Raw genomic sequence first — 26,008 nt, 5'->3', positions numbered from 1 at the left:
AGTGACTTAAACAGCATTACATAAAATGAACAAATATATTCTTAAAGCTATATTTTGCTCGGCTCTTGCGCTGCCCTTGTTCACCTCGTGCGAACTTGACCAGCTCCCGACGGACAGCTTGACGGACAAGGAGTCGTGGAAGACATACAACGATGCTACAAACCAGTACAATGGTTTGCTCGCCATCCTGCGTTCGGACATCAGTGGCTCAAACGCCTACCTGACCGATGTGATGAGCGACTTGTTCAACCAGCGTTTGACTTCAGCCAGCTATTCGCAAGAGCACAGCTGGCGTTTCACCGGCAGCCAGTTTGGTGGCGACATTATTTGGGCCAACAACTACTCGGTGATATTGCAGGCCAACTTCATACTGCAGAACATTGGCAAGTTTGAAAACAGCAGCACGCTGTCTGACCAACAAAAGGCCAACATCTACAACATTAAGGCTACTGCCTACTTTGCACGCGCTTATGCCTACAGCCGCATGGTAACACGTTACTGCAAGGACTATGAGCCCGAAACGGCTGCCAACGAACTCGGTCTGCCCATAGTGGAGACAGTGAGCAGCGAGGCCAAGCCCGCACGTGCCTCATTGCAGACCACTTGCGACACCATTGAGGCTAACTTGAACCACGCCATGGCATACTTTGACAAGGTGGCCGAATATAACGAGGGTGTAAAGCCTACGGCACAGATTGCCCCCAGCATCTACAAGCCCAACGCTGACTGCGTGACGGCTCTGCGTGCCCGCTTCTATCTGTATGAGCACAAGTTCGACCAGGCCATAGAGGAGGCAAAAACTATTTGCGAAAACTACTCACTGGCCAGTGGCGCAAACGACGTGCTCGACCTTTGGATTTTGGACAAGGGAAGCGAAATAATCTACGAACCGCTGCAAACACCTGATGAACTGTCGGGTAGCTACGGCACTTTCCTAAACTACAACATCATTACAGCCGACCTGAACACCGACTTGAAAGGTATGAACCCCGATTTCTTGCCCACCAAGGGTTTGGTAGACATGTACTCTGATAACGATGTGCGCCGCCAGGTGTATTTCAGTTTCCAAAACCAGCAAGGGCAGAATACTTTCTATTTTGGCTACGGCACACAGAACGGCTACCAGTTGGCCACTTTGGATCAGCTTGGACTTTCTGCCGACATCAGCACGGCCAGTGGCGACACCGAGAGTGGCGTGGTATTTACCAAATATGTGGGTAACCCCACATTGCGCAAGCAGAATATATGGTATTCTCAGAATTACAACATGACCAAGGCTTTCCGTGCCTCAGAGGCTTACCTCATCATTGCTGAGGCTAACCTGCGCAAGGCAAATCCCGACGAGGCTGCCGCACGCGAAGCTCTGAACGAACTGCGCATTAACCGTTACGTGGGCGAAACCGACTACAACGAAAGTGCCGACTATATTGGCGACAATGTGACGGGTGCAGCACTTGTAAAGGTGATGCAGGACGAGTGGACACGCGAGTTTGTGGGTGAGGGCTTCCGCCTCGACAACCTCAAGCGCTGGCACTTAGGCTTTAAGCGCATGGCCGCACAGCAGTTCCAGAACCCTGTGCTCGTGAGCACTCCCGGCTGGCAAGACCTTGAGGTTGAGGCCAACAACATACGCTTTACATGGCCCATACCACAGCAGGAAACCCAGGCTAACAAGAACATCAAGCAAAACGAGGGTTATTAACCGTAAGAAACTGATAACACAATGACAACAATGAAACAATATATCAGCAAGTTGCTCATGGCCGTGGTAGCCGTGTGGGGCCTGGCCTCGTGCACCGATACCGACATGCCGGCACTCACCACCTATGATGCACAGGAGAGTTTGGGTACTTGGGTATCGGAGAATACTGACGATGGCACGACCTATTATGTAGCTCTCTCGCTCAAGAAAACCGTAGTTCCGGCTGCCGAAGATGGTGCACAGCCCACTGTGAAGGTAGACACCGTTGGCACACTTTATATGACAGACGGCACCGACACTTATGTGGCCGCAAACGGCACGCTGAGCTATGACGCAAAAGTGGGCATGTCGACACTCGACTTTGCCAACACGCCTTTTAGATCACCCATGCACGTATACTTAGCGCGTCAGACAAGCAAGACACGCATGAGTGTGCAGCTCTTCATTTATGAGGTGTACCAGGGCAAGGTGTATGAACAAAAGCTTATTGCTTTCAACGGCATACCCTCAAAGGGCGTGGCTATTGCCGGCGAGAACCTCTTCTGGGGCAACGCTGACGGCACTTTCTATATCCAGTTCAACGCCGATGGTACTTGTGCCTATCAAACAGAGGCTATCCCTGAAGGTTCAGGCACTTACACCTACGATGCGGCTACTGGCACAGGCTCAGTTACCTTGGCCGACGGTACGACATACACCATTGGCTACAATGCCGACAATGCCCTGACGCTGACAAACGGCACTACTACAATGGTGATGAGCTGCGAGTAAAGCGCGTATTACTACACATATATAATATATACAAAGAGAGGCAATATGCTGTCGTGATTGACAGCGTATTGCCTCTCTTTGTGCGCATTACGCTTAAATATCATCAAAAGTAATGAAGTGTGTTTGCCGCGTGCACGTTAAATTTGCAGCGTTAATATTATAAACCTTTGGCAGCGGCCCAAGTACCATTAAGGGCGTGGAGCTGTGCTGCCGACAAATTCAAGCATTACTTTATGAAATTGTTTAAGTACATGGCAATGATTATTGCCGCAATTTGCATGATCGGCACCTTTGTATCGTGCGAAGAAGAAAAAGAGGAAAGTGCAGACAACAACCTCTTTCCAAAGTATTTCAAGACAACCGTTGATAGTTGCGCCCGTGTGGGTAGTGTGCTCATAGTGGACATGACAATTACAAACAAATCGGGCAAAGACGTGCAAGACCTTGCTCTCAGTGTGGACACGTGGCAAAACCTTGGCCTTTCGCGCGATGATTTGAACAATGACTTGCGCTATAGCATGAACTTCTCACTTAATGGTGGTGAATATAAGGAAGGCCTGAGCAATGTGTCGGTGCTGGCAGGGGAGTCTGTCAAGCTGAAAATCCGTGTGAAACGTTTTGACGAGACAAACAGCGCGCGCAACGTGTGGCTCTATGTGCAGGCCACTTCGAACACGCTTGGAATGGAGCGATACAGCGGCATTGCGCTCGAAAAGTTGAGAATTGCTGACAATCGTGTGCTGAGCAATGGCGTGCAGACCAACGACCGCAAACTGTCGTACACCTTTGTGCAGGCTTAGCGCGACGCAAACACTAACGATGTGTACTTGTACTTCAAGCTGAAGAACAACACGGGCAAGCACTTGAGAAACGTTGCTTTCCGTAATGATTTGGGCCAGCATTTTAGAGATGATCAAGGCAATGCTTACTACATGGAATTTGGTTCAAATGTCAATTACATGTCAGAAGGCTATACGACCGACATCGAGGCTGGTGCAGAGGTTACATTCATTGTCAAAGCCCGCAATGTAGCACCCGAAGCCAACAAGTTTAGCGGCTACTTCGAACTTGTAGCTGACAACTATGTGATGGAGGACGATGTGCTTCACTTCTTCAACCTCGGTTTTGCACAGAGCTATAATTGACACAATGTGCGTTTGACACAACCTGCAGTGTGCAGGTTGGTTCGCCAATGAATAAGCGCTGATACGGGCATTCCTCACAGGGAATGCAGCGTATCAGCGCTTTATTATATATATGCGTGGCGTGGCTTAGTTCTGGTCGTAAGCGTGTTTGGGATAGTCGATGGTGTAGTGCAGACCGCGGCTCTCCTTGCGCTCGAGCGCCTGGCGGGTGATGAGGTAGCCCACGTTAATCATGTTGCGCAGCTCGCAAATGTCGCGGGTAGCCTTTACGTGCTTGTAAAGTTCCTCAGTCTCCTCGTAGAGCAAGTCGAGGCGTGTCCAAGCACGCTTCAGGCGCAGGTCGGAGCGCACAATGCCCACATAGGCCGACATAACCTGTTCCACCTCCTTCACGTCCTGTGCTATGAGCACCTTCTCCTCGTTGGAGAGCGTACCCTCGTCGTTCCATTCGGGCACGCGGTCGTTGAAGTCGTACTCGTCGATGTGCTCAATAGAATGCTTGGCTGCTGTGTCGGCGTAAACTACTGCCTCGATGAGCGAGTTGCTGGCCAGACGGTTGCCGCCATGCAGCCCGGTGCATGAGCACTCGCCAATGGCGTAGAGACGGTGAATGGACGAGCAAGCGTTGAGGTCGACCTTGATGCCGCCGCAGAGGTAGTGGGCACACGGCACTACGGGAATGTACTGCTTGGTGATGTCGATGCCGATGGAGAGGCACTTCTGGTAGATGTTGGGGAAGTGCTGCTTGGTTTGCTCGGGGTCTTTGTGCGTTACGTCAAGGCACACGTGGTCGAGGCCGTGAATTTTCATTTCCTTGTCGATGGCGCGTGCCACGATGTCGCGCGGGGCGAGCGACAGACGCTTGTCATACTTCTGCATGAACTCCTCGCCGTTAGGCAGTCGCAGTATGCCGCCGTAGCCGCGCATGGCCTCGGTTATGAGGTAGGCGGGGTGCTTTTCGCGTGGGTTGTAGAGTGCGGTGGGGTGGAACTGTATGAACTCCATGCCCTCTACGGTAGCCTTGGCGCGGTAAGCCATGGCAATGCCGTCGCCGGTAGCAATCTCGGGGTTGGTGGTGGTGGCATACACGGCTCCGCAACCGCCGGTGCTGAGCACGGTGACACGTGACAGGAAGGTGTCAATCTTGTGTGTGTCGGGGTCGAGCACATAGGCACCGTAGCACTCAATGTCGGGCGTGCGTCGTGTGACCTCAATGCCCAGATGGTGCTGTGTGATGATTTCGACCGCGAAGTGGTCCTCGAGCACGGTGATGTTGGGGTGATGGCGCACGGCCTCAATCAGTCCGCGTTGTATTTCGAAGCCCGTGTCGTCGGCGTGGTGCAGAATGCGGAACTCTGAGTGACCACCCTCGCGGTGAAGGTCGAAGGAGCCGTCTTCTTTCTTGTCAAAGTTTACGCCCCACTTTACCAGGCGTTCGATGCCAGCGGGTGCATTTTTTACCACCTGCTCCACGGCCCGGGGGTCGGATATGTAGTCGCCGGCAATCATCGTGTCTTTGATGTGCTTGGCAAAGTTGTCTACCTTGAGGTTGGTGACAGAGGCTACGCCGCCTTGTGCTTTGGCCGTGTTGGCCTCCTCAATACTGGTTTTGCAAACGAGGGCCACCTTACCTTTGCCCGAGGCGGCCACCTGGAGGGCGTAACTCATTCCGGCCACACCGGAACCAATTACCAAAAAGTCGAATTTGCGTATCATCTGTGCGTCGTGATAATTTGTCGCGAATTTACAAAATGTTTTTCGTAATTAGAGCAAGTGTAAGCGGAAATGCCTACTTTTGCAGTGATAGATAGCATAATGATATAAACGTACAACTATGGCTACACTGACACTGAACCCTGACGAACCCCTAAAGAACGAGCTTATCATGCTCATATATAATATAAAGGACGAGGCTGTGATCAGCGATCTGTATCAAATGATGAAGAGCTATTTGACAGAGAGGAACGACAGTGAATTGTTGGAGATTGCTAAAAGAAACGGCCTCTTTTTGTAGCAAACCCGCCTTTGCCCGCGTCATATTATCAAAAGTAATTATCAAATACCTAATAACAATGAACAAACTCAAAGCTTTATGGCTGTTGCTCGTGGCATTCATCGCAGTGCCAGTGATGGCCCAGCAAATGCCACAGCTGCCCGTAGACAAGGCTGTGCGCATAGGCAAATTGCCCAACGGATTGACTTATTATATCCGTCACAACAATCTGCCCGAAAACCGTGCCAACTTCTACATCGCACAGAAGGTAGGCTCGGTGCAGGAGGAGGAAAGTCAGCGCGGTCTGGCCCACTTCCTCGAGCACATGTGCTTTAACGGTACAGACAATTTCCCCGACGACAAGCTCATCAAGTTCTGTGAGCGCATCGGTGTGAAGTTCGGCCAGAACCTCAATGCCTACACCTCAACCGACGAGACAGTGTACAACATTGACGATGTGCCCGTAACCGACAGCAATGTTGACTCGTGCCTGCTCATTCTGCACGACTGGGCCGATGGCTTGACGCTCGACCCCAAGGAGATTGACAAGGAGCGCGGTGTCATTCACGAGGAATGGCGTATGCGCTCAAGTGCCTCAAGCCGCATCTTCGAGCGCAATCTGCCCGCCCTCTATCCCAATTCACGCTATGGCCACCGCTTCCCCATCGGTTTGATGAGCGTGGTTGACAACTTTAAGCCCGCCGAGCTGCGTGCCTATTATGAGAAGTGGTACCGCCCCGACTTGCAGGGCATCATCATTGTGGGCGACATCGATGTCGACAAGGTTGAGGCCAAGATAAAGGCACTCTTCTCGCCCATCAAGATGCCCGAAAACGCCGCTGCTTACGAGCACTACCCCGTGCCCGACACCAACCAGCCCATTTACATCATCGACAAGGACAAGGAGCAGAGCCAGGCTGTTATCGAAATATTGTTCAAGCACGACCACCTCGTGCCCGACGAATATAAGAACACGCCGGCATATCTCACTGTAAAGTACTTTGAGACTTTGGCTTCGAGCGCCATCAACGCACGTCTTGACGAGGCTGCACAAAAGCCCGACTGCCCCTTTATTACGGCACAGGCCTCAGATGGCAACTATATCATAGCCAAGACTAAGGACGCCTACACCATTTACATCCTGCCCAAACCCGGCAAGGACAAGGAGGCACTCGAGGCCGTAATGACCGAGGTTAAGCGCGCCGGCGAGTTTGGCTTTACTGCCACCGAGATAAACCGTGCCAGCGAGGAGTTCCTCAGCGGTATAGAGACTATCTACAACAACCGCGAGAAGCAGCAGAACGGTTTCTACGTGCCGCAGTATGTGCGTCACTTCCTCGAGAATGACCCCATACCATCAGTAGAGGACGAGTACAACACCTACAAGATGCTTGCACAGCAAATGGGCCAGATGCAGATGACGGCCCCCGCAGCGTCAGACCTCTTCAAAGAACTCACTGCCCGCACCGACACCAACTTTGTGTGTCTGGCCATGTACCCCGACAAGGAGGGCGTGACAGTGCCCACTGCCGACCAGTTCAAGCAGGCCATTGCTGCTGCCAAAGCTGCCAAGGTGGAGGCTTATGTTGACAATGTAAAGAACGAGCCCCTCGTGCCAGTATTGCCCAAGAAGGGCAAGATAGCCAAGGAAACGCAGGCCGACTTTGGCTACACCTGCTGGACACTGCCCAACGGCGCACGCGTGTTCTACAAAAAGACTGACTACAACGACTCTGAGGTGCAGTTTGCTGCCACCAGCTTTGGCGGTAACAACAGCATCATCACCAAGGACCGCGTCAACACCAAGCTCCTCCCCACTGTGATGAACTCAACTGGCGTTGGCAACTTTACAAGCACCGAGTTGCAAAAGAAACTTGCCGGCAAGCAAGTAAGCTGCAGCATCAATCTGGGCAACCTTACCGAGAACATCGCAGGCTCTGCCACTCCCAAGGACCTCCGCACGCTCTTCGAACTCATCTACCTCCGTTTCCAGGCTCCCGCCAACGATGTAGATGCTTACGACAACACGATGTCTTACCTCAAGTCAGCGCTCGAAAATGCTGAAAAGCAGCCCATGAAGGCCTTCAGCGACTCGCTCGTCAACACCATCTACAACCACAACCCCTTGTGCGATGGCCTCAAGCGTGCCGATCTGGACAAAGCCAACTACGAGACTATCAAGAAGCTCTATGCTGAGCGCTTCAACGCAGCCGGCGACTTCGACTTCTACTTTACTGGAGCCATCGACGTAGACTCACTCCGCGCCTTCACCGAACAGTACATCGCACCGCTCAAGGGCGTAAAGAGCCGCGAGAAGTATGTTGACGTAAAGAACGACCCCGTAGACGGTGCCCGCAGCAACAACTTCTTCCGTGCCATGGAGACACCGCAGGCCATCATCGTGCAGATGTATCAGGGCAAGACTCCTTATTCTATGAAGGAGGCTGCCGTGGTCAACGCCCTTGGCGCCGTGCTTACACAGCGTTATCTCAAGAGCATTCGCGAGGACGCCGGCATAGCTTACAGCGTGTCAACCGACGGACAGGCCGACTTTGGCAAGTACGACAGCTACCAAATTATCACACAGTGCCCTGTAAAGCCCGCCAAACTCGACTCAGCCCTGCTGCTCATGAAGCAAGGCATTAACGACATCGCCACCAAGGGTGTAACAGCCGACGAACTCAGCAAGGTGATAACCTTCGAACTCAAGGACTATGCCGACAACCAGAAGAAGAACGAGTACTGGCACGGACTCATCATGCAAAAGACACTCTGGGGCAAGGACCTCCGCACCAACTACGAGGCTACCCTCAAGAGCATCACGCCGAAGGATATTCAGGATTTTGTCAACATCGTGCTGCTCAAGCAGAACAACTGCATCACTGTGTCGATGCGTCCAACCGACATGACCGAGAAGGACGGCACCAAGTAATGACTGCTTGATGCTATTAACTTAATATATTTAACAAAAGGAGCGCGCCTGCGGGTTGCGCTCCTTTTGTGTTGTATATCCGCTTGTGGGTAGTGTTTTGTGCGCATCAGAGCGACAAGTGCCACATTTTACGGGCCTGCGGTATATAGAAACGCTCTCAAACTTTTGCAACATATCAAAACATTATGTAACTTTGCGCGCAAAGGAAACAATTAAAACCCCAATAGATGATAAACTTCAAGACCCTAATGGCCTCAGTTCTGCTGGCAGGCATGGCCACACAAGCCACTTTTGCACAAGAGAGCGGCGAAAAGAAGGCCGATTACCCCTACGTCTTTGTTGGCGTACAGGGTGGCGGTCAAGTAACCTTTACCAACTACGATGCCAAAAAGCTCATCACACCTATTGGCGCCGTGAGCGTAGGTGGTATGTTCACCCCCGTTGTGGGCGCCCGTCTGCACGTGAGCGGCATCAATGAAAAGGGTGGACTCAAGAGTTTGGGAAAGACGTACGACTACAAGTTCGTTACCTCAAACCTCGACCTTATGTTCAACCTGTGCAATGCCTTTGCACCTAAAAAGCACCATGTGCTCAACGCCTACCTGCTTGGTGGCGTAGGTCTTGGTTATGCTTGGGACAACGACGACCTTAACGGCATGGCCAACACCGCTGCCGAAAATAACCTCAACCTGCGTTGGGACGACGACCGCCTGGTACACAACTTCCGTGTGGGCATGCAGCTCGACGCCGAGGTGAGCCGTGTTGTAGGCATCAACCTCGAGGTTACTGCCAACAACCTGCACGACCGATTCAACTCAAAGCTCAACGGCAAGGGCGACTGGCAGTTGCAAGCCTTGCTCGGCGTAAACTTTAAGATAGGCCGCGGCCGCGCTGAAAAGCCCAGCGAACCCGCTCTACTGCCACCCGCACCCGCTCCAGCTCCCAAGCCCGAGCCCAGACCCGAGCCTAAACCCGAGCCCAAGCCCGAACCAAAGCCAGTTGTGCGTCAGTTGGCAGAGACCAAGACCGAAGTATTCTTCACCATTGGCTCATCGGCCGTGCGCGATACCGAGGAAGGCAAGCTCCGCGACTTTGCACAGTGGATGAAGAATCACCCCACAGCCAAGGCCGAAGTGATGGGTTATGCCGATGCCGGCACAGGCAATGCCGAAATCAACCGCAACATCTCCGAAAAGCGTGCTGCCCGCGTAGTGAAGATACTCGTCGAGAAGTATGGCATCGATGCCTCACGCCTCACCTCAGGCTTCAAGGGCGACACCGTACAGCCTTTCAAAGACAACGACTCAAACCGCGTGGTAATTGGCGTGGCTAAGGAACAGTAAACTCTCGCAGAGTCATATAGACTTTTAATTCGTTTCATAAGATTTCATTTTTGCTGGCCCCTGCAGTGTATATCACTGTGGGGGCTTTTTGTATGGCTGTCACAAAGCGCGCAGTGCCAGGGCCGCGGTCCAATCTTATGGGCGGGAGGGCGCACATACTCAAAAGCAAATGCTTAACTTTGCGCTCCGAAAGCGCACATAACGACAAGTATAACAAATAAATATAACACAGAAACGCAATGACTTTACTCGCATTCACCCTGATACTGCTGCTGGCAGCCTACTGCGCCGGCCTGTTAGGGTCACTCACGGGCCTTGGTGGCGGAGTGGTAGTGATACCCGTGCTCACACTCGGCTTTGGCATAGACTTTCACTATGCCGTAGGTGCAGCCCTTGTAGCCTCAATAGCCACATCAAGCGGCTCAGGCTCAGCCTATGTCAAGGAGGGCATCACCAACATTCGCCTTGGCATGTTCCTCGAGATAGCCACCACCATAGGTGCCGTGTGCGGTGCTGCGGTGGCCATCTATCTTAACAACAACGTCATAGCCGTCATCTACGGTTGCGTGTTGTTGCTCACCGCTGCCATGCAGCAGCGCCGCAAGAGCGACCACGACGGCGTGGTAGGCTCCGAGGCCGCCCGCCGTCTCAAGTTGTTTGGCACATGGCCCCAAAAGGACGGCACCGTCAAGAGCTACCAGTTGCGCCACGTTGGTGGCGGTTTTGGTGTGATGTACGTGGCCGGTGTGCTGTCGGGCATACTCGGCATAGGTTCGGGCGTGCTCAAGGTGCTGGCCATGGACGCCATGATGAAGGTGCCCTTCAAGGTGAGCACCACCACCAGCAACTTTATGATGGGTGTAACCGCCTGTGCCTCGGCCGTCATATATGTGCAGCGCGGCGTGATAGCCCCCGGCATAGCCTGCCCCGTCATGATAGGCGTGTTGTTCGGTGCCTTGACGGGTGCCCGTCTGCTCAAGCGCCTCAATGTGAGCGTGCTGCGCCAGATATTCTGCATAGCCATCGTGCTTGTAGCCATCAACATGATATGGCAAGGCTTCGGCGGCAAATATTAACTACCTAAAGCAATTTGACAATGAACAACAATACGACATCAACGGCTGAGCGCCAAAAGTACGACATGCAGCAGCTTGTGGGCAACACGTTGCGCATAGGCGTGTCGTTGGCCTGCCTTGTAGCCTTTGTGGGCGGCATCATCTATTTGGTCAACCACGGCAGTGAGCCATTCGACCTTGCCGACTACCAAAACTTTAGTTACGGCAATGCCGCAGCGCATGCCGATTACACCACCTTGCGCGGTATCTTTGCCGGTCTTGCCTCGTTCTCCGCGGTGGGCTGGATACAGACTGGTGTGCTCATACTCATACTCACCCCCATCATGCGTGTACTCCTTTCGCTCATCGACTTTTTGAAGGACCGCGATTGGCTCTACGCCATCATCACCGCCATTGTGCTGGCCGTGATAATCAGCAACTCTATCGAGGGTTTCAAATGATGGGTTGACTGGTTGACAGGTAAACAGGTTAACGGGTTGACAGGTAAGGATAGTCTTACTTGTCAACCCGTTTTCTGTCCGGTAAAACACAAATATACGAACGGACGCAACTCCCAAACGCAAGCACCAAACTCAAGCACTAAACTCAAGCACTAATGGGGGCGACGTGTCCCGCGTCGGTAATGAATGTATATGAATATCAATGATTCAAACATAAATTACCGACGCGGGACGCGTCGCCCCCATTAGAGGTTGGTTGCTTTGTTTGTAAACGAAAGTGTTAATCGAGCACCTTGCTCACCCGCTTGATATGCTCCACAGCCAGTTTGGCCTCGTCGAGCGAGAGCGTAAGCGGTGGCAGCAAACGCAGAATGTTGGTTGAGGCCGCTCCCGTAAACACATGCTCGTCGTGTACAAGCGCGTTGCGCAGCGCTTTGATAGGCTGGTCATATTCAATGCCAATCATAAGGCCCTCGCCGCGCACGTCCACAATGTGCGCATCGGTTTGTTGCAGCTTTTTAAGCTCCTCCATCAAGTAAGCGCCCACCTTGGCCGCATTGTCCACAAGCTGCTCTTGCTCAATCACGTCGAGCACCGCAAGGGCCGCCGTACAAGCCAAGTGGTTGCCGCCAAAGGTAGTGCCTAACATGCCATACACCGCCTCAAACTTGGGCGAGATGATGACTGCCCCCATCGGGAAACCATTGCCAATACCCTTGGCACAAGTAATGATGTCCGGCTTCACGCCAAGATGCTGGTGAGCAAAGAATTTGCCTGAGCGGCCGTAGCCACACTGTATCTCGTCGCAAATAAGCACCGTGCCCGTCTTGTCGCAAGCCTTGCGCAGCCCTTGCATAAATTCGGCCGTGGCCATGCGTATGCCGCCCACACCCTGAATGCACTCCACAATCACCGCAGCCACATCGCCCTTGCTCAGTTCAGCCTCAAAGGCCGCCAAGTCGTTGAGTGGCAAGAAAGTCACGTGGCCGTTGCTGTTGACAGGTGCCACAATTTTAGGATTGTCGGTAGCCTCCACAGCCAGCGAGGTGCGGCCGTGAAAAGCCTTTCCCGCAGCCAGCACGCGCTTGCGTCCCGTGTGGAATGAAGCCAGTTTCAAGGCATTCTCGTTAGCTTCGGCCCCCGAGTTAATCAAGAACAGCTGATAGTCCGGGTAGCCACACACCTGTCCCAACCTTTCGGCCAGTTGGCTTTGCAGCGTGTTGATTACCGAGTTAGAGTAGAAGCCCAGCGTGTTAAGCTGTTTGGTGAGCATGTCAACGTAGTGCGGGTGGCAATGTCCTATGCTAATCACAGCGTGTCCGCCATACAGGTCAAGATACTCCTGCCCCTTGTCGTCCCACACATGGCAGCCTTTGCCTTTCACAATGTTGATGTCGAAGAGTGGATATACTGGAAATAAAGTCATGTTGAGCAATGTTATATTGAAGTTTCAGATCTTGGTTCGCACCAAAATTGCGCTGCGAAGAAACGCAAGCACTAATGGGGGCGACGCGTCCCGCGTCGGGATAGATAAAGGAAGGAAATTCAGTCTCTACTAAATAATAGCTGCATATTTTCCCGACGCGAGACGCGTCGCCCCCATTAGAGCTAGCGTTTGGTGTTAGCGTTTGGCGCTTTTGCCCTTATAGGCCATACCCGTCAAAATCCCACAGGCTTGAGTCGCAGGCCCGTCGTTTCCTCAAGGCCGAACATAAGGTTCATGTTCTGCACAGCCTGTCCCGACGCCCCTTTGAGCAGGTTGTCGATGCACGACGTCACGAGCAACTTGTCGCGGTGACGTTCGGCATGTATAAGACACTTGTTGGTGTTGACAACCTGCTTCAAGTCAACCGGCTTGTCAATGTAGAAGGTGAACGGCGCCTCGCTGTAAAAGTCGTGGTAGTAGCCCTCAATCTCGTCGATGGGCGCATCGCACTTGATAACCTCCGTGGCAAAGATGCCGCGTGGAAAGTCGCCGCGGTAAGGTATAAAGTCAATCTCACTGTCAAACGACGGCTGCAACTGGCGCAGCGACTGCTTGATTTCGGGCACATGCTGGTGTTCGAAAGCCTTGTAGATGCTCATGTTGCCCGAGCGCCACGAAAAGTGCGTCGTCGCCCCCGGCTTCACCCCCGCACCCGTTGAGCCCGTAATGGCATTAACCATCACATCGCCGTTGAGCAGTCCGGCCTCGGCCAGCGGCAGCAAGCCCAGTTGCAAACAAGTGGCAAAGCAGCCCGGGTTGGCCACGTGCAGTGCATTCTGTATCTTAGAGTGGTTGAGTTCGGGCAAGCCGTAAATGTAGTCATTGTCGTCCGACTCCAGACGGAAGTCCTGTGCCAGGTCGATGATGCGCACATCAGCCGGAATGTAGTGTTCGGCCAGGAACTTGGTGCTCTTGCCATGTCCAAAGCAAAAGAACACCACGTCCACCTGGTCAAAAGGCAGCTGGTCGGTAAACCGCATATCCGTTTCGCCATACAGCCCCTCGTGCACCTCGGCCAGCAAGTTGCCGGCGTTGCTCTCGCTGTTGACAAACACGATTTCGGCCTCCGGGTGGTTGAGCAATATGCGGCACAACTCGCCGGCCGTGTAGCCGGCCCCGCCAATAATACCAATTCGTATCATGTAAAGAAGCGTTTTGTCGTAGTTAAGTAGGTGTTCAAAATTATTTTTACATTGAAAGTGCATTATCGGGGCGCAGATGTTTCCTTCGGGTGAGGGGTCATAGCGGGCTATGTGACCGAGGGCGAAGGGAACAGATGCGCCTCGAGAATGTGCTTTCAATGTGGAAATGACACCTACTGATTGTATAAAATAATTTTGAACACCTACTTATTCCCCGTCGGGGTGGTTAGCGTAGTACACTCTGAGTGGTGTGCTGAGCACCTTGATAAAGCCCTTGGCGTCCTCAGCCGTCCAGCCCTTCTGTGTTTCGCCATATTCGCCAAACTTAGTCTTAACCAAGTCGTCGGGACTGTCCACGCCCACTGTGCTGAAACCAAGCGGACGCAGTTCGAGAATAACCGTACCATTCACATTGCGCTGCGAGCTGGTGAGCATGGCCTCGATGTCGCGCATCACCGGTTCGAGATACTGGCTCTCGTGCAGGAACATGCCGTACCAGTTAGCCACCTGGTCCTTCCAGTACTGCTGCCACTTCGAGAGCGTATACTTTTCGAGGAAGCGGTGAGCACCAATGATAAGCGCCGGTGCGGCAGCCTCAAAGCCCACACGGCCCTTGATGCCGATGATGGTGTCGCCCACGTGCATGTCGCGGCCTATGCCATAGGCAGCGCCAATCTCCTCCACCTTGGTTATGGCCTCGATGGGGTCGTCGTAGCGTGTGCCGTTAATGGCCTTGAGCTCACCCTTCTCGAAGGTCAGTTTGAGCTGTTCGGTGCCCTGCTTGGTCACCTGCTTGAGGTAAGCACTCTCGGGCAGCCCCTGTGCAGAGTCCAATATCTCGCCGCCGCAGATGCTCGTGCCCCAAATACCCACGTTGTACGAGTACTTAAGTTTGGTAAAGTCAGCCTTGAAACCATGCTGGTTGAGGTAGTCCACCTCCTCCTTGCGCGACAGGTTGCCATCGCGTGTAAGGGTGATAATCTTCATGTCGGGGCACATCACCAGGAAGGTCATGTCAAAGCGCACCTGGTCGTTGCCCGCACCCGTTGAGCCGTGTGCAATGGCATCGGCGCCAATCTCCTTGGCATAGCGAGCAATGGCCATGCCCTGGAATATACGTTCCGACGACACCGAGATGGGGTAAACATTGTTGCGCAGCACATTGCCGTACACCATAAACTTGAGGCTCTTGTCGTAGTACTCGTGTGTTACGTCGAGTGTCACATACTTTGTGGCACCCAGTTTGTAGGCGTTTTCCTCATTCGTCTTGAGCTGCTCGGCGCTGAAGCCGCCCGTGTTGGCGCAGGCTGCATATACCTCGTACCCTTTTTCTTTGGCCAGGTACATAACCGTGTATGATGTGTCAAGGCCGCCGCTAAAGGCAACCACTACTTTCTTCTTTGACATGATATATAGCGTGTTGAGAGTGTTGTGTGTTGTATTAAATTGTCAAGTGATGGTTCCCTTACGCCTCGTGCGTTTTGATAAAGTCGAGCACGTCCTGCGGAATTTCCACCGGCAGTTTGGCGTCAGGGTGGCGTTCGGGGTCAAAGAGCATACCCGTGCACACACAGTATTTGCGCTTGGTGCGTGCCAGCACATCGCAGTTGATGCAGCATGGCGCATCGGGTGTACCGCAGCCCTTCCAGTACTCATCGTCCTGCGTCAGTTCGCTGAACGGCACTGGCACATATCCCAACGAGGTGTTGATGCGCATGACGGGGCCCGAACTGGTCAGACCAAATATTTTGGCGTGCGGCCAGCGCACACGGCTCAGCGAGAAGGCCAGGCGCTTGATGCGGGTGGCCAGGTGGTGGCCGCGGAACTTAGGCACCACTATCAAGCCCGAGTTGGCCACATAGTGCTTGTTCTCCCAACTCTCGATGTAGCAAAAGCCGGCAAACTCCTCGCCGTAGAGGGCTATAATAGCCTTGCGCTCCTTCATTTTGGTAGCCACATACTCGTGTGTGCGGCTTGCAATGCCCGAGCCGCGCACCTTGGCAGCATCGGTTATGGTTTTAAGTATGGTGTCGACGTATTTCTCGTGGCTGGCGTCTGCCACGACTACTCTTATGTCATCGTCGTATTCTTCCATTACGTTGTTAAGTTTATTTGTGGGTTGTGTTAAGTATGCAGTAAAGTAAGTGCTGTACGCACCGCCTGGCGCGTGCATATAGTCGTTAAAGAATGATGCTGCGCAAGGCCGGTATCACATTGCCCAGCTCGTCGGTAAACTCCTGTCGGGTGCAGTCCTCGCGTATGATAATGAGAATGGTGTCATCGCCGGCTATGCTGCCGAGCACGCTGCTCAGCTTGTGTGCATCAATGTCCGATGCCAGTCCGGCGGCATATCCCGGTCGTGTTTTGAGCACCGCCATGTGTCCCGAAAAGGCAATAGACAAGAAACCGCTGTTGCGCAGATAGTGCGGCACAACGTCGGGTTTCACCGTGCGGTGGTACATGGGGCTTTCGGGCAGTATGTAGCGGTAGCCGTCGGGCGTGAGAATTTTTGTGGCGTGCAGTTTGGCCAAGTCGCGCGACAGGGTGGCTTGTGTCACCTGGCAGCCATTTTGGGCCAATTCGCCAAGTATTTCCTCGTGGCTGCTCAGGTTGTTGCTGCTGGCAAGTATCACTCTTAGCACCTCAAGGCGCTGCAATCTGTTGCTCATATTTATAAATAGGTGTTTATACAATCAGCAGGCGCCGTTTTTATGCCGCAGGTGCGTAGCCCGGTGCATATGCCTCCTCCGCTTTAAGCGGCATGGCCCGCTATGGCCCTTTGCCCGAAGGAGGCACTTGCTTCACGACAACGCACTTTCGATGTAAAAATAAATTTGAACACCTGCTTGTGTTTGTTTTGTAATTATGCTGCAAATATACAAATAATATTACAACTTGCACGAGTTATGCAAATAAAAATTGCATAATGTGCATAATATTTCGCTACATTCCGCATAAAGTTATTATTGCTGTGCGGTTAACCCATTCTGATATTATCGCTCACGGATCGCACAGATTGCACGGATTTTTTTGCTTATGCAATGTGCTTTAGCACCACGGAGATGACGGATTTTACGGATTTTGTGAGCATTGCATGCTCACTTCGCTATTGGGGCCCGTAACGTACCCGTGGCAAAATACGTTAGCACAGATTATGTAGTAAGGTACCTGGTTGCAGCAACGAGCTAATAGCGAAGTGAGCATGCAATGCTCACAAAATCCGTAAAATCCGTCATCTCCGTGGTGCTAAAGCACGTTGCACAAGCAAAAAAATCCGTGCTATCGGTGCGATCCGTGAGCGATTGTAACATATTGCTTTCTGGTAAAACTCCAAAGCATAAAAAGGTGTCACGGGCAACGTGGTCGCTGCCATATTTCGTGATTCGCTTTTATGCCAATAAAAGTTCTGCGGCTATGTACAGTTAACTAAAGGAGCTTACTTTTTGAAATAAAGGGCATGAAGCCCTATTTATAAAGGGTTTAAGACGGAAAAAGTTGCGTTTCGGCGTTTTACCGGACCGCAATATAAAGTTATGCACCATGCGCCTTGTGGCAGCAGATTCGTCGGCCACGGGACATACACCGTCGGCAGACGGGCGGAACACTTGCGGGAGGGCGGTTTTTCGGTTACGGGAGGGCGGAAAATCAGTCCGTCCGACGCAAAATCCGCTCTCCCGTAACGGGCAAACCGCCCTCCCGCTGTCGTAGCACCGCGTGGCAGCACCCCGTTTGGCGCTTGGCCGCTTGGTGGCACGAGCGCACAAATAAGCCCGTATTTTGTTGTACGTTTGCAAAGAAATAAATACCTTTGCGTGAAAGATGTTTACATCCTTTCCTTAATTACTAAAAACGCAAAGAGCCGCGGTGTTGCACCATTAGGGTGGGGCATTGGCGGCAAAAGGCGTTTTAACGGGGCAGGAAGTCCGCGTGGCACACGCATATATATAATATGTATGCCACATTGGCCGGTTGCGCTTGCATCCCTCGCCATTGGGCTTGCCCCCAAAAAACTGCATGCTATGCAAAATATCTGTCACTTGTCAAAGCTCATTCTTGAGCAAGCCAAAAAGTACGGCGACCGTGCCGCACTCAGTTATCGCGATTACGACCTCAACAAGTGGGTGCCCGTGTCGTGGAAAGAGTTTGCCCTGAATGTGCAAAAGGTGTCCTTTGCACTGTTGCGCCTGGGCGTGGGAGTGCAGGAGAATATTGCCGTATTCTCGCAGAACAAACCCGAAACTCACTATGTTGACTTTGGTGCCTACGGCATACGCGCGGTGACCATACCATTCTATGCCACAAGCAGTGCTGCACAAATAACCTACATGCTTAACGATGCGCAGGTGCGCTTCTTGTTTGTAGGTGAACAGCAGCAGTACGATGTGGCTTTCAGTGTGATATCTGTGGCGCGCACGCTCGAGCGCATCATCATATTCGACCCCAAGGTGAAGAAAAACCCCACCGACCACCTGTCGGTGTACTTTGCCGATTTCTTGAAACAGGAACTGGCTGGTGGCATTTCGGAGGCCTTGAAAGATGAATACAAAAAGCGTCAGGCCGATGCCAACTACGACGACCTGTGCAACATACTCTACACCAGCGGCACCACCGGACAGAGCAAGGGCGTGATGCTCACCTACGGCCAGTATCGTGAGGGCTTCCGTGTGAACGATGCCGTGCTGCCCTTGAGCGAGGACGATGTGTTTCTCAACTTCCTGCCCTACACCCACATCTTTGAGCGTGCATGGTGTTATCTGGGCTTGACCGAGGGTGCACTGCAGTGCATCAACCTGCGTCCGGCCGACGTGCAGCGCTCCATGCAGGAGGTGCACCCCACGTGCATGTGTGCCGTGCCCCGATTTTGGGAAAAGGTGTACCAGGCTGTGCTCGAAAAGATGGAGAACGGCTCGTTTATGGAGCGCAAACTCATACGCGAGGCACTCGAGGTGGGCAAGCGCTACTGGGTGAATTACAAGGCGAAGGGCAAGAATGCCCCGATGGGCCTGAGCTTGCAGTACAAGCTTTACGACAAAACCATTATCAAGCTGCTGCGCAAGACGCTGGGCCTGGAGCGTGCCAACTTCTTCCCCACAGCCGGCGCCGCTGTGTCACCCGAGGTGGAGGTGTTTGCCCATGCCGCCGGCATCAACATGGTGGTGGGCTACGGCCTGACCGAGAGCCTGGCCACCGTGTCGTGCGACATACCGGGCAAGCCCGTCACAATAGGGTCGGTAGGCCGCCTTATTGACAAGATAGAGATAAAGTTTGGCGAGAACAATGAGATACTGCTCCGCGGCAAGACCATCACGCCGGGCTACTACAAAAAAGACTCGCAGACCAAGGAGGCCATCGATGCCGACGGGTGGTTCCACACGGGCGATGCGGGATATATGAAGAATGGCGAACTCTTTTTGCGTGAGCGCATCAAGGATTTGTTCAAAACATCGAATGGCAAGTACATCGCCCCGCAGATGATAGAGTCGAAACTGGTGCTCGACCGCTACTTTGACCAGGCGGTTATCGTGGCCGACAAACGCAAGTTTGTGAGTGCGCTCATTGTGCCAAGCTACAAGTTGCTCGAGGACTATGCCAAGACCAAGGGCATCAGCGTGGCATCGCGCGAGGAACTATGCACACACCCTGCTATAATAAAGTTCTACACCGAGCGCATCGAAACGCTGCAGCAGGATCTTGCCCACTACGAGCAGATAAAGCGCTTCATTCTGCTGCCGCACCCCTTCACCATGGACAATGGCGAGCTGACCAACACGCTCAAGGTGCGCCGCCGCGTGGTGTATGAGCATTATGCCGAACAGATAGAACAAATATATGCCGAGGCTGAGGCTGAGGCCGCTGCCAAGGCGTGACACGCTGAATTGAATAACGCGCAGGCGGAAATGGTTGACAAGTAAACAAGTTTGCGGCGTAACAGGTAAGTTTGCCAAGCCTTTCGGGCTTCTCGTCACTCTGACTTTAACATAACAAGTGGTGTACAGTATGCTTACTTGTTACCCCGACAGTTTGTCAGTCCCTTAACCAGATAATCCGCTGTTGAATAGTAAAAACATAACGACTATATAATGATAACTTCTGACCAACTTAAAGATGCCCAGGACCGCGTGGCGGCCCTTTACAAGTACCTCGACATTGACGCCAAAACCATGCAGCTCGAAGAGGAGCAGCTGCGCACACAGGACCCCGGATTTTGGGACGATGCCAAACGCGCTGAGGAACAAATGAAGAAGGTGAAGGGCATTGAAAAGTGGATTGAAGGTTACAAGCACGTCAAGACTCTTGTTGACGAACTCGCCCTCGCCTTCGACTTTTACAAGGAGGAGATGGTGACCGAGGAAGAGGTGGACGACAATTACAGCAAGTGTATGGAGGCCATCGAGGAACTCGAACTGCGCAACATGCTGCGCCAGGAGGAGGACCAAATGTCGTGTGTGCTCAAAATTAACTCGGGTGCCGGTGGCACCGAGAGCCAGGACTGGGCTTCGATGCTGATGCGTATGTATATGCGCTATGCCGAGGCGCACGACTACAAGTGCAACATATCGCACCTGCAAGACGGCGATGAGGCTGGCATCAAGACGGTGACTATGGAGATTGAGGGCGACTCGGCCTATGGTTACCTGAAGAGCGAGAATGGTGTGCACCGCCTGGTGCGTGTGTCGCCCTACAACGCGCAGGGCAAGCGCATGACGTCGTTTGCATCGGTGTTTGTCACCCCATTGGTGGACGATACCATCGAGGTGTATGTCGACCCGTCTAAAATATCGTGGGACCTCTTCCGCTCAGGCGGTGCGGGTGGCCAGAATGTGAACAAGGTGGAGACGGGTGTGCGCTTGCGCTACCAGTACACCGACCCCGACACTGGCGAGACTGAGGAAATATTGATTGAGAACACCGAGAGCCGCAAGCAGCTTGAGAACCGTGAGAATGCCATGCGTCTGCTCCGCTCACAACTCTACGACCGTGCCCTGCAAAAGCGCAAGGCAGAACAGGCCAAGATTGAGGCTGGCAAGAAGAAGATTGAGTGGGGTAGCCAGATACGCAGCTACGTGTTTGACGACCGACGCGTGAAGGACCACCGCACGGGCTTTCAAACGAGCGATGTGAACGGGGTGATGGACGGCAAAATCGATGGCTTTATTAAGGCTTACCTTATGGAGTTTGCCGACAAGGGCAACGAATAAGTGCCGCCACCGTGTGAATTGATTGACGCACGTAAATTGATTTAACTCTAACCGTTGGCAGTAATATGGGTTGACGGGGTGGCAAGCAGGGGGGTGCTGCACTACTTGCAGGTGTTAACGACAAACCGGTAATGAACGCAGGCACTCGACTGACCTGCCCGTCTGCATGACAGCCCGTGTGCCATTTCTGCCCGCGTATTAAACTCTATATGACCATGAAAGTAAAACATGCTATTAAAAAGAAGGCCCGTGAGGCCATGGAACGCAAACAAGCACGCAATGTCATGTTTGGCATAGTGGGTGTACTATTCTTGCTGCTCGTGCTGGGAATGGCCGCTTACTATTTTGTGCAAGCGTAATGATAACTGCATAAGTATGCCACTCGAAATAGAACGCAAATTTTTGGTTGTGGGCGACTACAAGTCGCTATCCGCATCGCACAGCCGCATCATGCAGGGGTACATCTGCAGTGGGCGCGGGCGCACGGTGCGCGTGAGGCTGCGCGACGACAAGGGCTACCTCACCATCAAGGGGCCCTCGCTCAACGGTGGACTGTCGCGCTACGAATTTGAAAAGGAAATAACCAAGGATGAGGCTCTGTCGCTCATGCGGCTGTGTGAGCCTGGCATCATCGACAAAACGCGCTGGCTGGTACCCGTTGGCTGCCACACCTACGAGGTGGACGAGTTCTATGGCGACAACCAGGGGCTCGTGGTGGCCGAGGTGGAGCTGGGCAGCGAGCATGAGGACTATGAGCGCGCGCCTTTTGTGGGGCGCGAGGTGACGGGCGACCGCAAGTATTACAACTCGTCGTTGCGCACTTACCCCTACAAGGATTGGACGGAGGCCGAAAAGCTCTGACTCACCACACCGAGGGACTGAACCTTACTTGACAACGGCAGATAGTTGAAGCGTCAATATCACTGATATATTGTGCTCTGACTATCTGCCGTATTATTCATTAAAAATACGCACGCACTAATGGGGTGACACGTTGTGGGGCTGCTGGAAAATGCCCCGACGCGAGACGCGTCGCCCCCATTAGAGTTAGCGTTTGTTGGTAGTATTTGGTGCTTGAAGAAACGCAAGCACTAATGGGGGCGACGCGTCTCGCGTCGGGGCATTCTTTCAGCAGCATCGGGACGCGTCGCCCCATTGCATTGATGCTTGCGTTCCCTGTTGTTGCGGTTTCCGAAGTTCCTATCATTTTATCATAAACAAAGCTATCCATTTCAATGTTTTATATCACACATACCTTTCGTCTTGCCTTGGCAGTGGCTTTTGCGGCTTTGGCCTGTGTGGCGAGTCGTGCGCAAACGGCTGCCCAGTCTGACAGCATAGTTGACCAGTTGCGCCAAATTAACTTGCCGCTCATGAACATTACTACTGTTGAGGGCAAACTGCCCAAGAGTACTTATGTGTCGCCCCCCGACGGCTGCGTGGGAAAGAGCATTGTGCGGAAGAGCACTGTGACGGGGCGACTGGTGATGACGCTCGGCGATTCGTTGCTCTACGACAGCGGCACTTTCCAGCCCGACTCGACTGGCATCACGTTGCACATGCGCGGCAACACAAGTTCCTACAATCTGACTCCGTCGTACAAACTGAAATTGCAGCAACGCGCCGACCTCCTGCAGCGTGGCGAGCGCATTTATCGCAACAAGCATTGGGCCTTGCTCAACCAAGTGACTACACGCGACTTCAAGACCATGGTGGGGCAGCAGGTGGCCATGCTCTGCGGCACAAGATGGGAGCCGGCCAACAGGTTTGTCAATCTGGTGATTGATGGCAGTTATCGTGGTGTGTACTTGCTCATCGAAACGGTGAAGGAGAGCGAGGGACGCTGCAATGTGCCGCTCGAGGGCTATGTGACGGAGTGCGACTCTTACTGGTGGACCAAGAACGACAGTAATTTCCATTCGAACAACTTGCCCTACACCATGGGCTATACTTTCAAATATCCTGATGCCGACGAGATAGATGCGGTGTCGTTTGCTTACATACGCAACACGATCAACAACTTTGAGGACGCGCTGTATGGCGGACAGCCCATCGACGACTTGTTTGACACGCGCTCGCTCATGGGTTGGTTCCTGGCACACGACATTCTTGGCACGTGGGACGGCTGTGGCTCGAACATGTTCCTGATAAAGGACGACCGCAGGGACTCGCGCTTGCGCATGGGACCATTGTGGGACTTTGACAGCACCTTTAAGCGGTCGGGCGAGTGGGCCTCGGTGCACCGCATTCAGCAATTTTATGGCGCGGCGTGTTTCAGCCGGCCCGAACTGGTGCAGGAGTATGTGGACCTGTGGCGTGAGGTGCGCCCCTTGCTGCAAGAGCGTGTAAAGGCGGTGGTCGACTCGCTGTGTACTAACTATGGCGAGGCTGTTGACTCAAGTCGCGTGCTGGCCGCCCGTTGGGGGGCATTGCCCACTATTGCCGACAACGCGAAGGCGGTGGAGGATTGGTTTGCCGAGCGCATTCCTTGGCTCGACGAACATATTGAGAATCTGCTGGTGGTGCAGTCTGACAGTAGCATGACGGCGGCCCCCATGGGGGCTGTGCAGCGCATGAAGGTGTATGCTGCCGATGGCCGGCTCTGTTTTGAGGGTACGCCAGACGCTTGTGCCAAATGGGTGCGTGCTACCCAAACGTCTGTGCCCGGGGCTTACATCTTGCGCTCGATAGGGCGTAATGGTGAGGTGCTGCGCACTGAGGAGGTGATGAAACGTTGACGCTATTGTAACATAAGTAGGTGTTCAAAATTATTTTTACATTGAAAGTGCATTATCGGGGTGCAGATGTTTCCTTCGGGTGAGGGAGCATAGCGGGCTATGTGACCGAGGCCGAAGGGAACAGATGTACCTCGAGAATGTGCTTTCAATGTGAAAATGACACCTACTGATTGTATAAAATAATTTTGAACACCTACTTAATATATGATGTGGCATTTCAAACAACTTATGCGCTTGATGGCTGTGGGGGCTGCTACCCTGGCCGTTGTGACCGGACGCGCGCAAACGGCTGCCGACACGGTGGCCATGTTGCCTGCGTTTAACATTCCGGTGCTGACGGTCACTACTACGGACGGTTCCCTGCCTACGTGTGACTTTGTGACGGCACCAGAGGGGTGTACGGGTATGGGTATTACTAACCGCACCACTGTGACGGGGCGCATGGTGATGACGCTTGCCGACTCGGTGCTTTACGACAGTGGCCCTTATAGGGTTGATGCTTCGGGCATAACGTTGCGTATGCGTGGCAATACCAGTGCTTACTACGAAAATCCGTCTTACAAGGTGAAGTTGCAGGCTAAGAGCGATTTGCTGCAGCGGGGCAGCAGTGTGTTTAACAATAAGCATTGGGCCTTGCTCAACCAACTGACTACGAGGGACTTTAAGAGCATCATCGGGCCAGAGGTGAGCCGCTTGTGTGGCTTGGGCTGGAAGCCGGCGAGCCGCTATGTGAACCTTGTGCTCAACGGGCGCTACCGCGGCTTGTATTTGCTCAGCGAGACGGTGAAGGAGGGGCCGTCGCGCTGCAACATATCTGCCAGCGGCTACATTATGGAGTGTGACCCTTACTGGTGGAACACTACCGACAGCACGCTGCACACTGGCCACTTGCCGTATACGATGGCTTACACTTTTAAGTATCCCGATGGGGCGGAGGTTGATGCTGACTCGTATGCTTACATTAAGAATACGCTCAACAACTTTGAGGACGCTTTGTATGGCGGGCAGCCCATCGACGACTTGTTTGACACGCGCTCGCTCATGGCTTGGTTCCTGGCACACGACATATTGGGCACTTGGGACGGCTGCGGCTCTAACATTTTTGTAATAAAGGACGACCGCTACTCTGCGCCTTTGCGCATGGGGCCTCTGTGGGATTTTGATACGGACTACCGCAAGCCGGGGCAGTGGGCTTCGGTGCATGAAATCAGACAGTTTTATGGTCCGGCTTGTTTCGCCCGTCCCGAATTGGTAAAACTGTATGCTGACGTGTGGCAGGAGGTGCGCCCCAAACTGATGGCGCGTGTGACGGAAATGGCTGACTCGCTTGCCCGCAATTATGGGCGGGCTATTGACGCCAGCCGTTTGCTTGCCGACCCCGAAGGTGGTTTCCCCACGGTGGCTGCCAATGTGCGGGAGGTGAAGGAATGGTTTGAGACGCGTATCCCTTGGCTTGATGCACAAATTGATGCGTTGGTGTCGGGCATTGATGGGGTAACGGCTTCGCCTGTTGTGCAGCGTGTGATGGTTTATGCGGTTGATGGCCGCTTGTGTTTTGCAGGTTCCCCCGATGGGTATGCTCAATGGCAGCGTTCGGCCTCTGCCCTGCGTGGTGCCTACGTTGTGCGCTACATGGGGGAGGGTGGTGCGCTGTTGCGCACAGAACGTGTGATGGTGCGCTGAATTAGCTGGTAGCGCGCTGTGTTGCTGATTTAGGACGCAAGCACCAAACGCTACCACTAAAACCTCTAAGCGCAAGCTCTAATGGGGGCGACGCGTCTCGCGTCGGGAATTTTTTCAGCAGCCTCGTGCTGCATATAGGCGATTAAAGCAAAGGCTCACAGACAGGCGTGTAATTAGCGCTATCTGTGAGCCTTTATTTTATGTGTAGGAACATTCATTGCATCTTTTCCGACGCGAGACGCGTCGCCCCCATTAGTGTTCGCGCTTCTTCTAGCACCAAACGCAAGCACCAAGCGTTACCACCAAACGCAAGCTCTAATGGGGGCGACGCGTCTCGCGTCGGGAATTTTTTCAGCAG

The 26,008-nt window shown here is 53.2% G+C and carries 21 protein-coding genes; 15 read left to right on the top strand and 6 right to left on the bottom strand.

Annotated elements, in window-relative coordinates:
* The first annotated feature begins 25 nt into the window (after nt 1-25).
* The 4 genes from BQ5453_RS00505 (at nt 26) to BQ5453_RS00490 (ending at nt 3,618) form a co-directional block, all read left to right on the top strand.
* Nucleotides 26-1,702 (top strand): RagB/SusD family nutrient uptake outer membrane protein, encoded by a 1,677-nt coding sequence (locus BQ5453_RS00505; protein ID WP_071121685.1) that lies wholly within the window; start codon nt 26-28, stop codon nt 1,700-1,702.
* A 30-nt stretch (nt 1,703-1,732) separates the two neighbouring features.
* The gene (locus BQ5453_RS00500; protein ID WP_071121684.1) at nt 1,733-2,473 is read left to right on the top strand and encodes a hypothetical protein; all 741 of its coding nucleotides are present in this window, start codon (nt 1,733-1,735) and stop codon (nt 2,471-2,473) included.
* A 233-nt stretch (nt 2,474-2,706) separates the two neighbouring features.
* Nucleotides 2,707-3,273, top strand: a complete 567-nt coding sequence (locus tag BQ5453_RS00495; protein ID WP_143033239.1) for a hypothetical protein — start codon at nt 2,707-2,709, stop codon at nt 3,271-3,273.
* A gap of 27 nt (nt 3,274-3,300) precedes the next feature.
* Nucleotides 3,301-3,618 carry a hypothetical protein gene (locus tag BQ5453_RS00490; protein ID WP_143033238.1) on the top strand — a complete coding sequence of 106 codons (318 nt, stop codon included), beginning with the start codon at nt 3,301-3,303 and terminating at the stop codon, nt 3,616-3,618.
* Nucleotides 3,619-3,744: 126 nt separating this feature from the next.
* Here BQ5453_RS00490 and nadB read toward each other — a convergent pair whose 3' ends face one another.
* Nucleotides 3,745-5,334 carry an L-aspartate oxidase gene (gene nadB / locus BQ5453_RS00485; RefSeq protein ID WP_071121681.1) on the bottom strand — a complete coding sequence of 530 codons (1,590 nt, stop codon included), beginning with the start codon at nt 5,332-5,334 and terminating at the stop codon, nt 3,745-3,747.
* Nucleotides 5,335-5,452: 118 nt separating this feature from the next.
* On the opposite strand from nadB, the gene BQ5453_RS00480 reads away from it, so the two are divergent.
* The 5 genes from BQ5453_RS00480 to BQ5453_RS00460 all read left to right on the top strand — a co-directional run bounded on the left by BQ5453_RS00480 (nt 5,453) and on the right by BQ5453_RS00460 (nt 11,402).
* Nucleotides 5,453-5,632, top strand: a complete 180-nt coding sequence (locus tag BQ5453_RS00480; RefSeq protein ID WP_071121680.1) for a hypothetical protein — start codon at nt 5,453-5,455, stop codon at nt 5,630-5,632.
* A gap of 58 nt (nt 5,633-5,690) precedes the next feature.
* Nucleotides 5,691-8,543 carry a M16 family metallopeptidase gene (locus BQ5453_RS00475; RefSeq protein WP_083361067.1) on the top strand — a complete coding sequence of 951 codons (2,853 nt, stop codon included), beginning with the start codon at nt 5,691-5,693 and terminating at the stop codon, nt 8,541-8,543.
* Between the two features lie 227 nt (nt 8,544-8,770).
* Entirely contained in the window at nt 8,771-9,886 is a 1,116-nt protein-coding gene (locus BQ5453_RS00470; protein ID WP_083361066.1) for an OmpA family protein, read from the top strand.
* Nucleotides 9,887-10,125: 239 nt separating this feature from the next.
* Nucleotides 10,126-10,962, top strand: a complete 837-nt coding sequence (locus BQ5453_RS00465; RefSeq protein WP_071121679.1) for a sulfite exporter TauE/SafE family protein — start codon at nt 10,126-10,128, stop codon at nt 10,960-10,962.
* A gap of 20 nt (nt 10,963-10,982) precedes the next feature.
* Nucleotides 10,983-11,402 (top strand): DUF1634 domain-containing protein, encoded by a 420-nt coding sequence (locus BQ5453_RS00460; RefSeq protein ID WP_071121678.1) that lies wholly within the window; start codon nt 10,983-10,985, stop codon nt 11,400-11,402.
* Between the two features lie 280 nt (nt 11,403-11,682).
* On the opposite strand, the gene BQ5453_RS00455 is transcribed toward BQ5453_RS00460, so the two are convergent.
* From BQ5453_RS00455 to BQ5453_RS00435, 5 genes are all read right to left on the bottom strand, one after another.
* Nucleotides 11,683-12,828 carry an aspartate aminotransferase family protein gene (locus tag BQ5453_RS00455; RefSeq protein ID WP_071121677.1) on the bottom strand — a complete coding sequence of 382 codons (1,146 nt, stop codon included), beginning with the start codon at nt 12,826-12,828 and terminating at the stop codon, nt 11,683-11,685.
* Nucleotides 12,829-13,061: 233 nt separating this feature from the next.
* Nucleotides 13,062-14,030 carry an N-acetyl-gamma-glutamyl-phosphate reductase gene (gene argC, locus BQ5453_RS00450; RefSeq protein ID WP_022102330.1) on the bottom strand — a complete coding sequence of 323 codons (969 nt, stop codon included), beginning with the start codon at nt 14,028-14,030 and terminating at the stop codon, nt 13,062-13,064.
* A gap of 207 nt (nt 14,031-14,237) precedes the next feature.
* Nucleotides 14,238-15,437 carry an argininosuccinate synthase gene (locus BQ5453_RS00445; RefSeq protein WP_071121676.1) on the bottom strand — a complete coding sequence of 400 codons (1,200 nt, stop codon included), beginning with the start codon at nt 15,435-15,437 and terminating at the stop codon, nt 14,238-14,240.
* Nucleotides 15,438-15,495: 58 nt separating this feature from the next.
* Nucleotides 15,496-16,125 (bottom strand): GNAT family N-acetyltransferase, encoded by a 630-nt coding sequence (locus BQ5453_RS00440; protein WP_071121675.1) that lies wholly within the window; start codon nt 16,123-16,125, stop codon nt 15,496-15,498.
* An 85-nt stretch (nt 16,126-16,210) separates the two neighbouring features.
* Entirely contained in the window at nt 16,211-16,699 is a 489-nt protein-coding gene (locus BQ5453_RS00435) for an arginine repressor (protein WP_071121674.1), read from the bottom strand.
* Nucleotides 16,700-18,049: 1,350 nt separating this feature from the next.
* Between BQ5453_RS00435 and BQ5453_RS00430 the strand changes: the two genes are divergently transcribed.
* From BQ5453_RS00430 to BQ5453_RS00410, 6 genes are all read left to right on the top strand, one after another.
* Nucleotides 18,050-19,897, top strand: a complete 1,848-nt coding sequence (locus BQ5453_RS00430; protein ID WP_071121733.1) for an AMP-dependent synthetase/ligase — start codon at nt 18,050-18,052, stop codon at nt 19,895-19,897.
* Nucleotides 19,898-20,110: 213 nt separating this feature from the next.
* The gene (prfB, locus tag BQ5453_RS00425; RefSeq protein ID WP_022102335.1) at nt 20,111-21,229 is read left to right on the top strand and encodes a peptide chain release factor 2; all 1,119 of its coding nucleotides are present in this window, start codon (nt 20,111-20,113) and stop codon (nt 21,227-21,229) included.
* Nucleotides 21,230-21,444: 215 nt separating this feature from the next.
* The gene (locus tag BQ5453_RS14240; protein ID WP_022102336.1) at nt 21,445-21,588 is read left to right on the top strand and encodes a hypothetical protein; all 144 of its coding nucleotides are present in this window, start codon (nt 21,445-21,447) and stop codon (nt 21,586-21,588) included.
* 16 nt (nt 21,589-21,604) lie between these two features.
* The gene (locus BQ5453_RS00420; RefSeq protein WP_071121673.1) at nt 21,605-22,090 is read left to right on the top strand and encodes a CYTH domain-containing protein; all 486 of its coding nucleotides are present in this window, start codon (nt 21,605-21,607) and stop codon (nt 22,088-22,090) included.
* A gap of 374 nt (nt 22,091-22,464) precedes the next feature.
* Entirely contained in the window at nt 22,465-23,967 is a 1,503-nt protein-coding gene (locus BQ5453_RS00415) for a CotH kinase family protein (protein WP_071121672.1), read from the top strand.
* A 204-nt stretch (nt 23,968-24,171) separates the two neighbouring features.
* The gene (locus BQ5453_RS00410) at nt 24,172-25,650 is read left to right on the top strand and encodes a CotH kinase family protein (protein ID WP_071121671.1); all 1,479 of its coding nucleotides are present in this window, start codon (nt 24,172-24,174) and stop codon (nt 25,648-25,650) included.
* Nucleotides 25,651-26,008 lie beyond the last annotated feature (358 nt).

This window comes from Prevotellamassilia timonensis, assembly GCF_900106785.1.
GTDB lineage: Bacteria > Bacteroidota > Bacteroidia > Bacteroidales > Bacteroidaceae > Alloprevotella > Alloprevotella timonensis.
The sequence above is the reverse complement of the archived record's forward strand: the minus strand, read 5'-3'. Positions and strand labels throughout refer to the sequence as shown.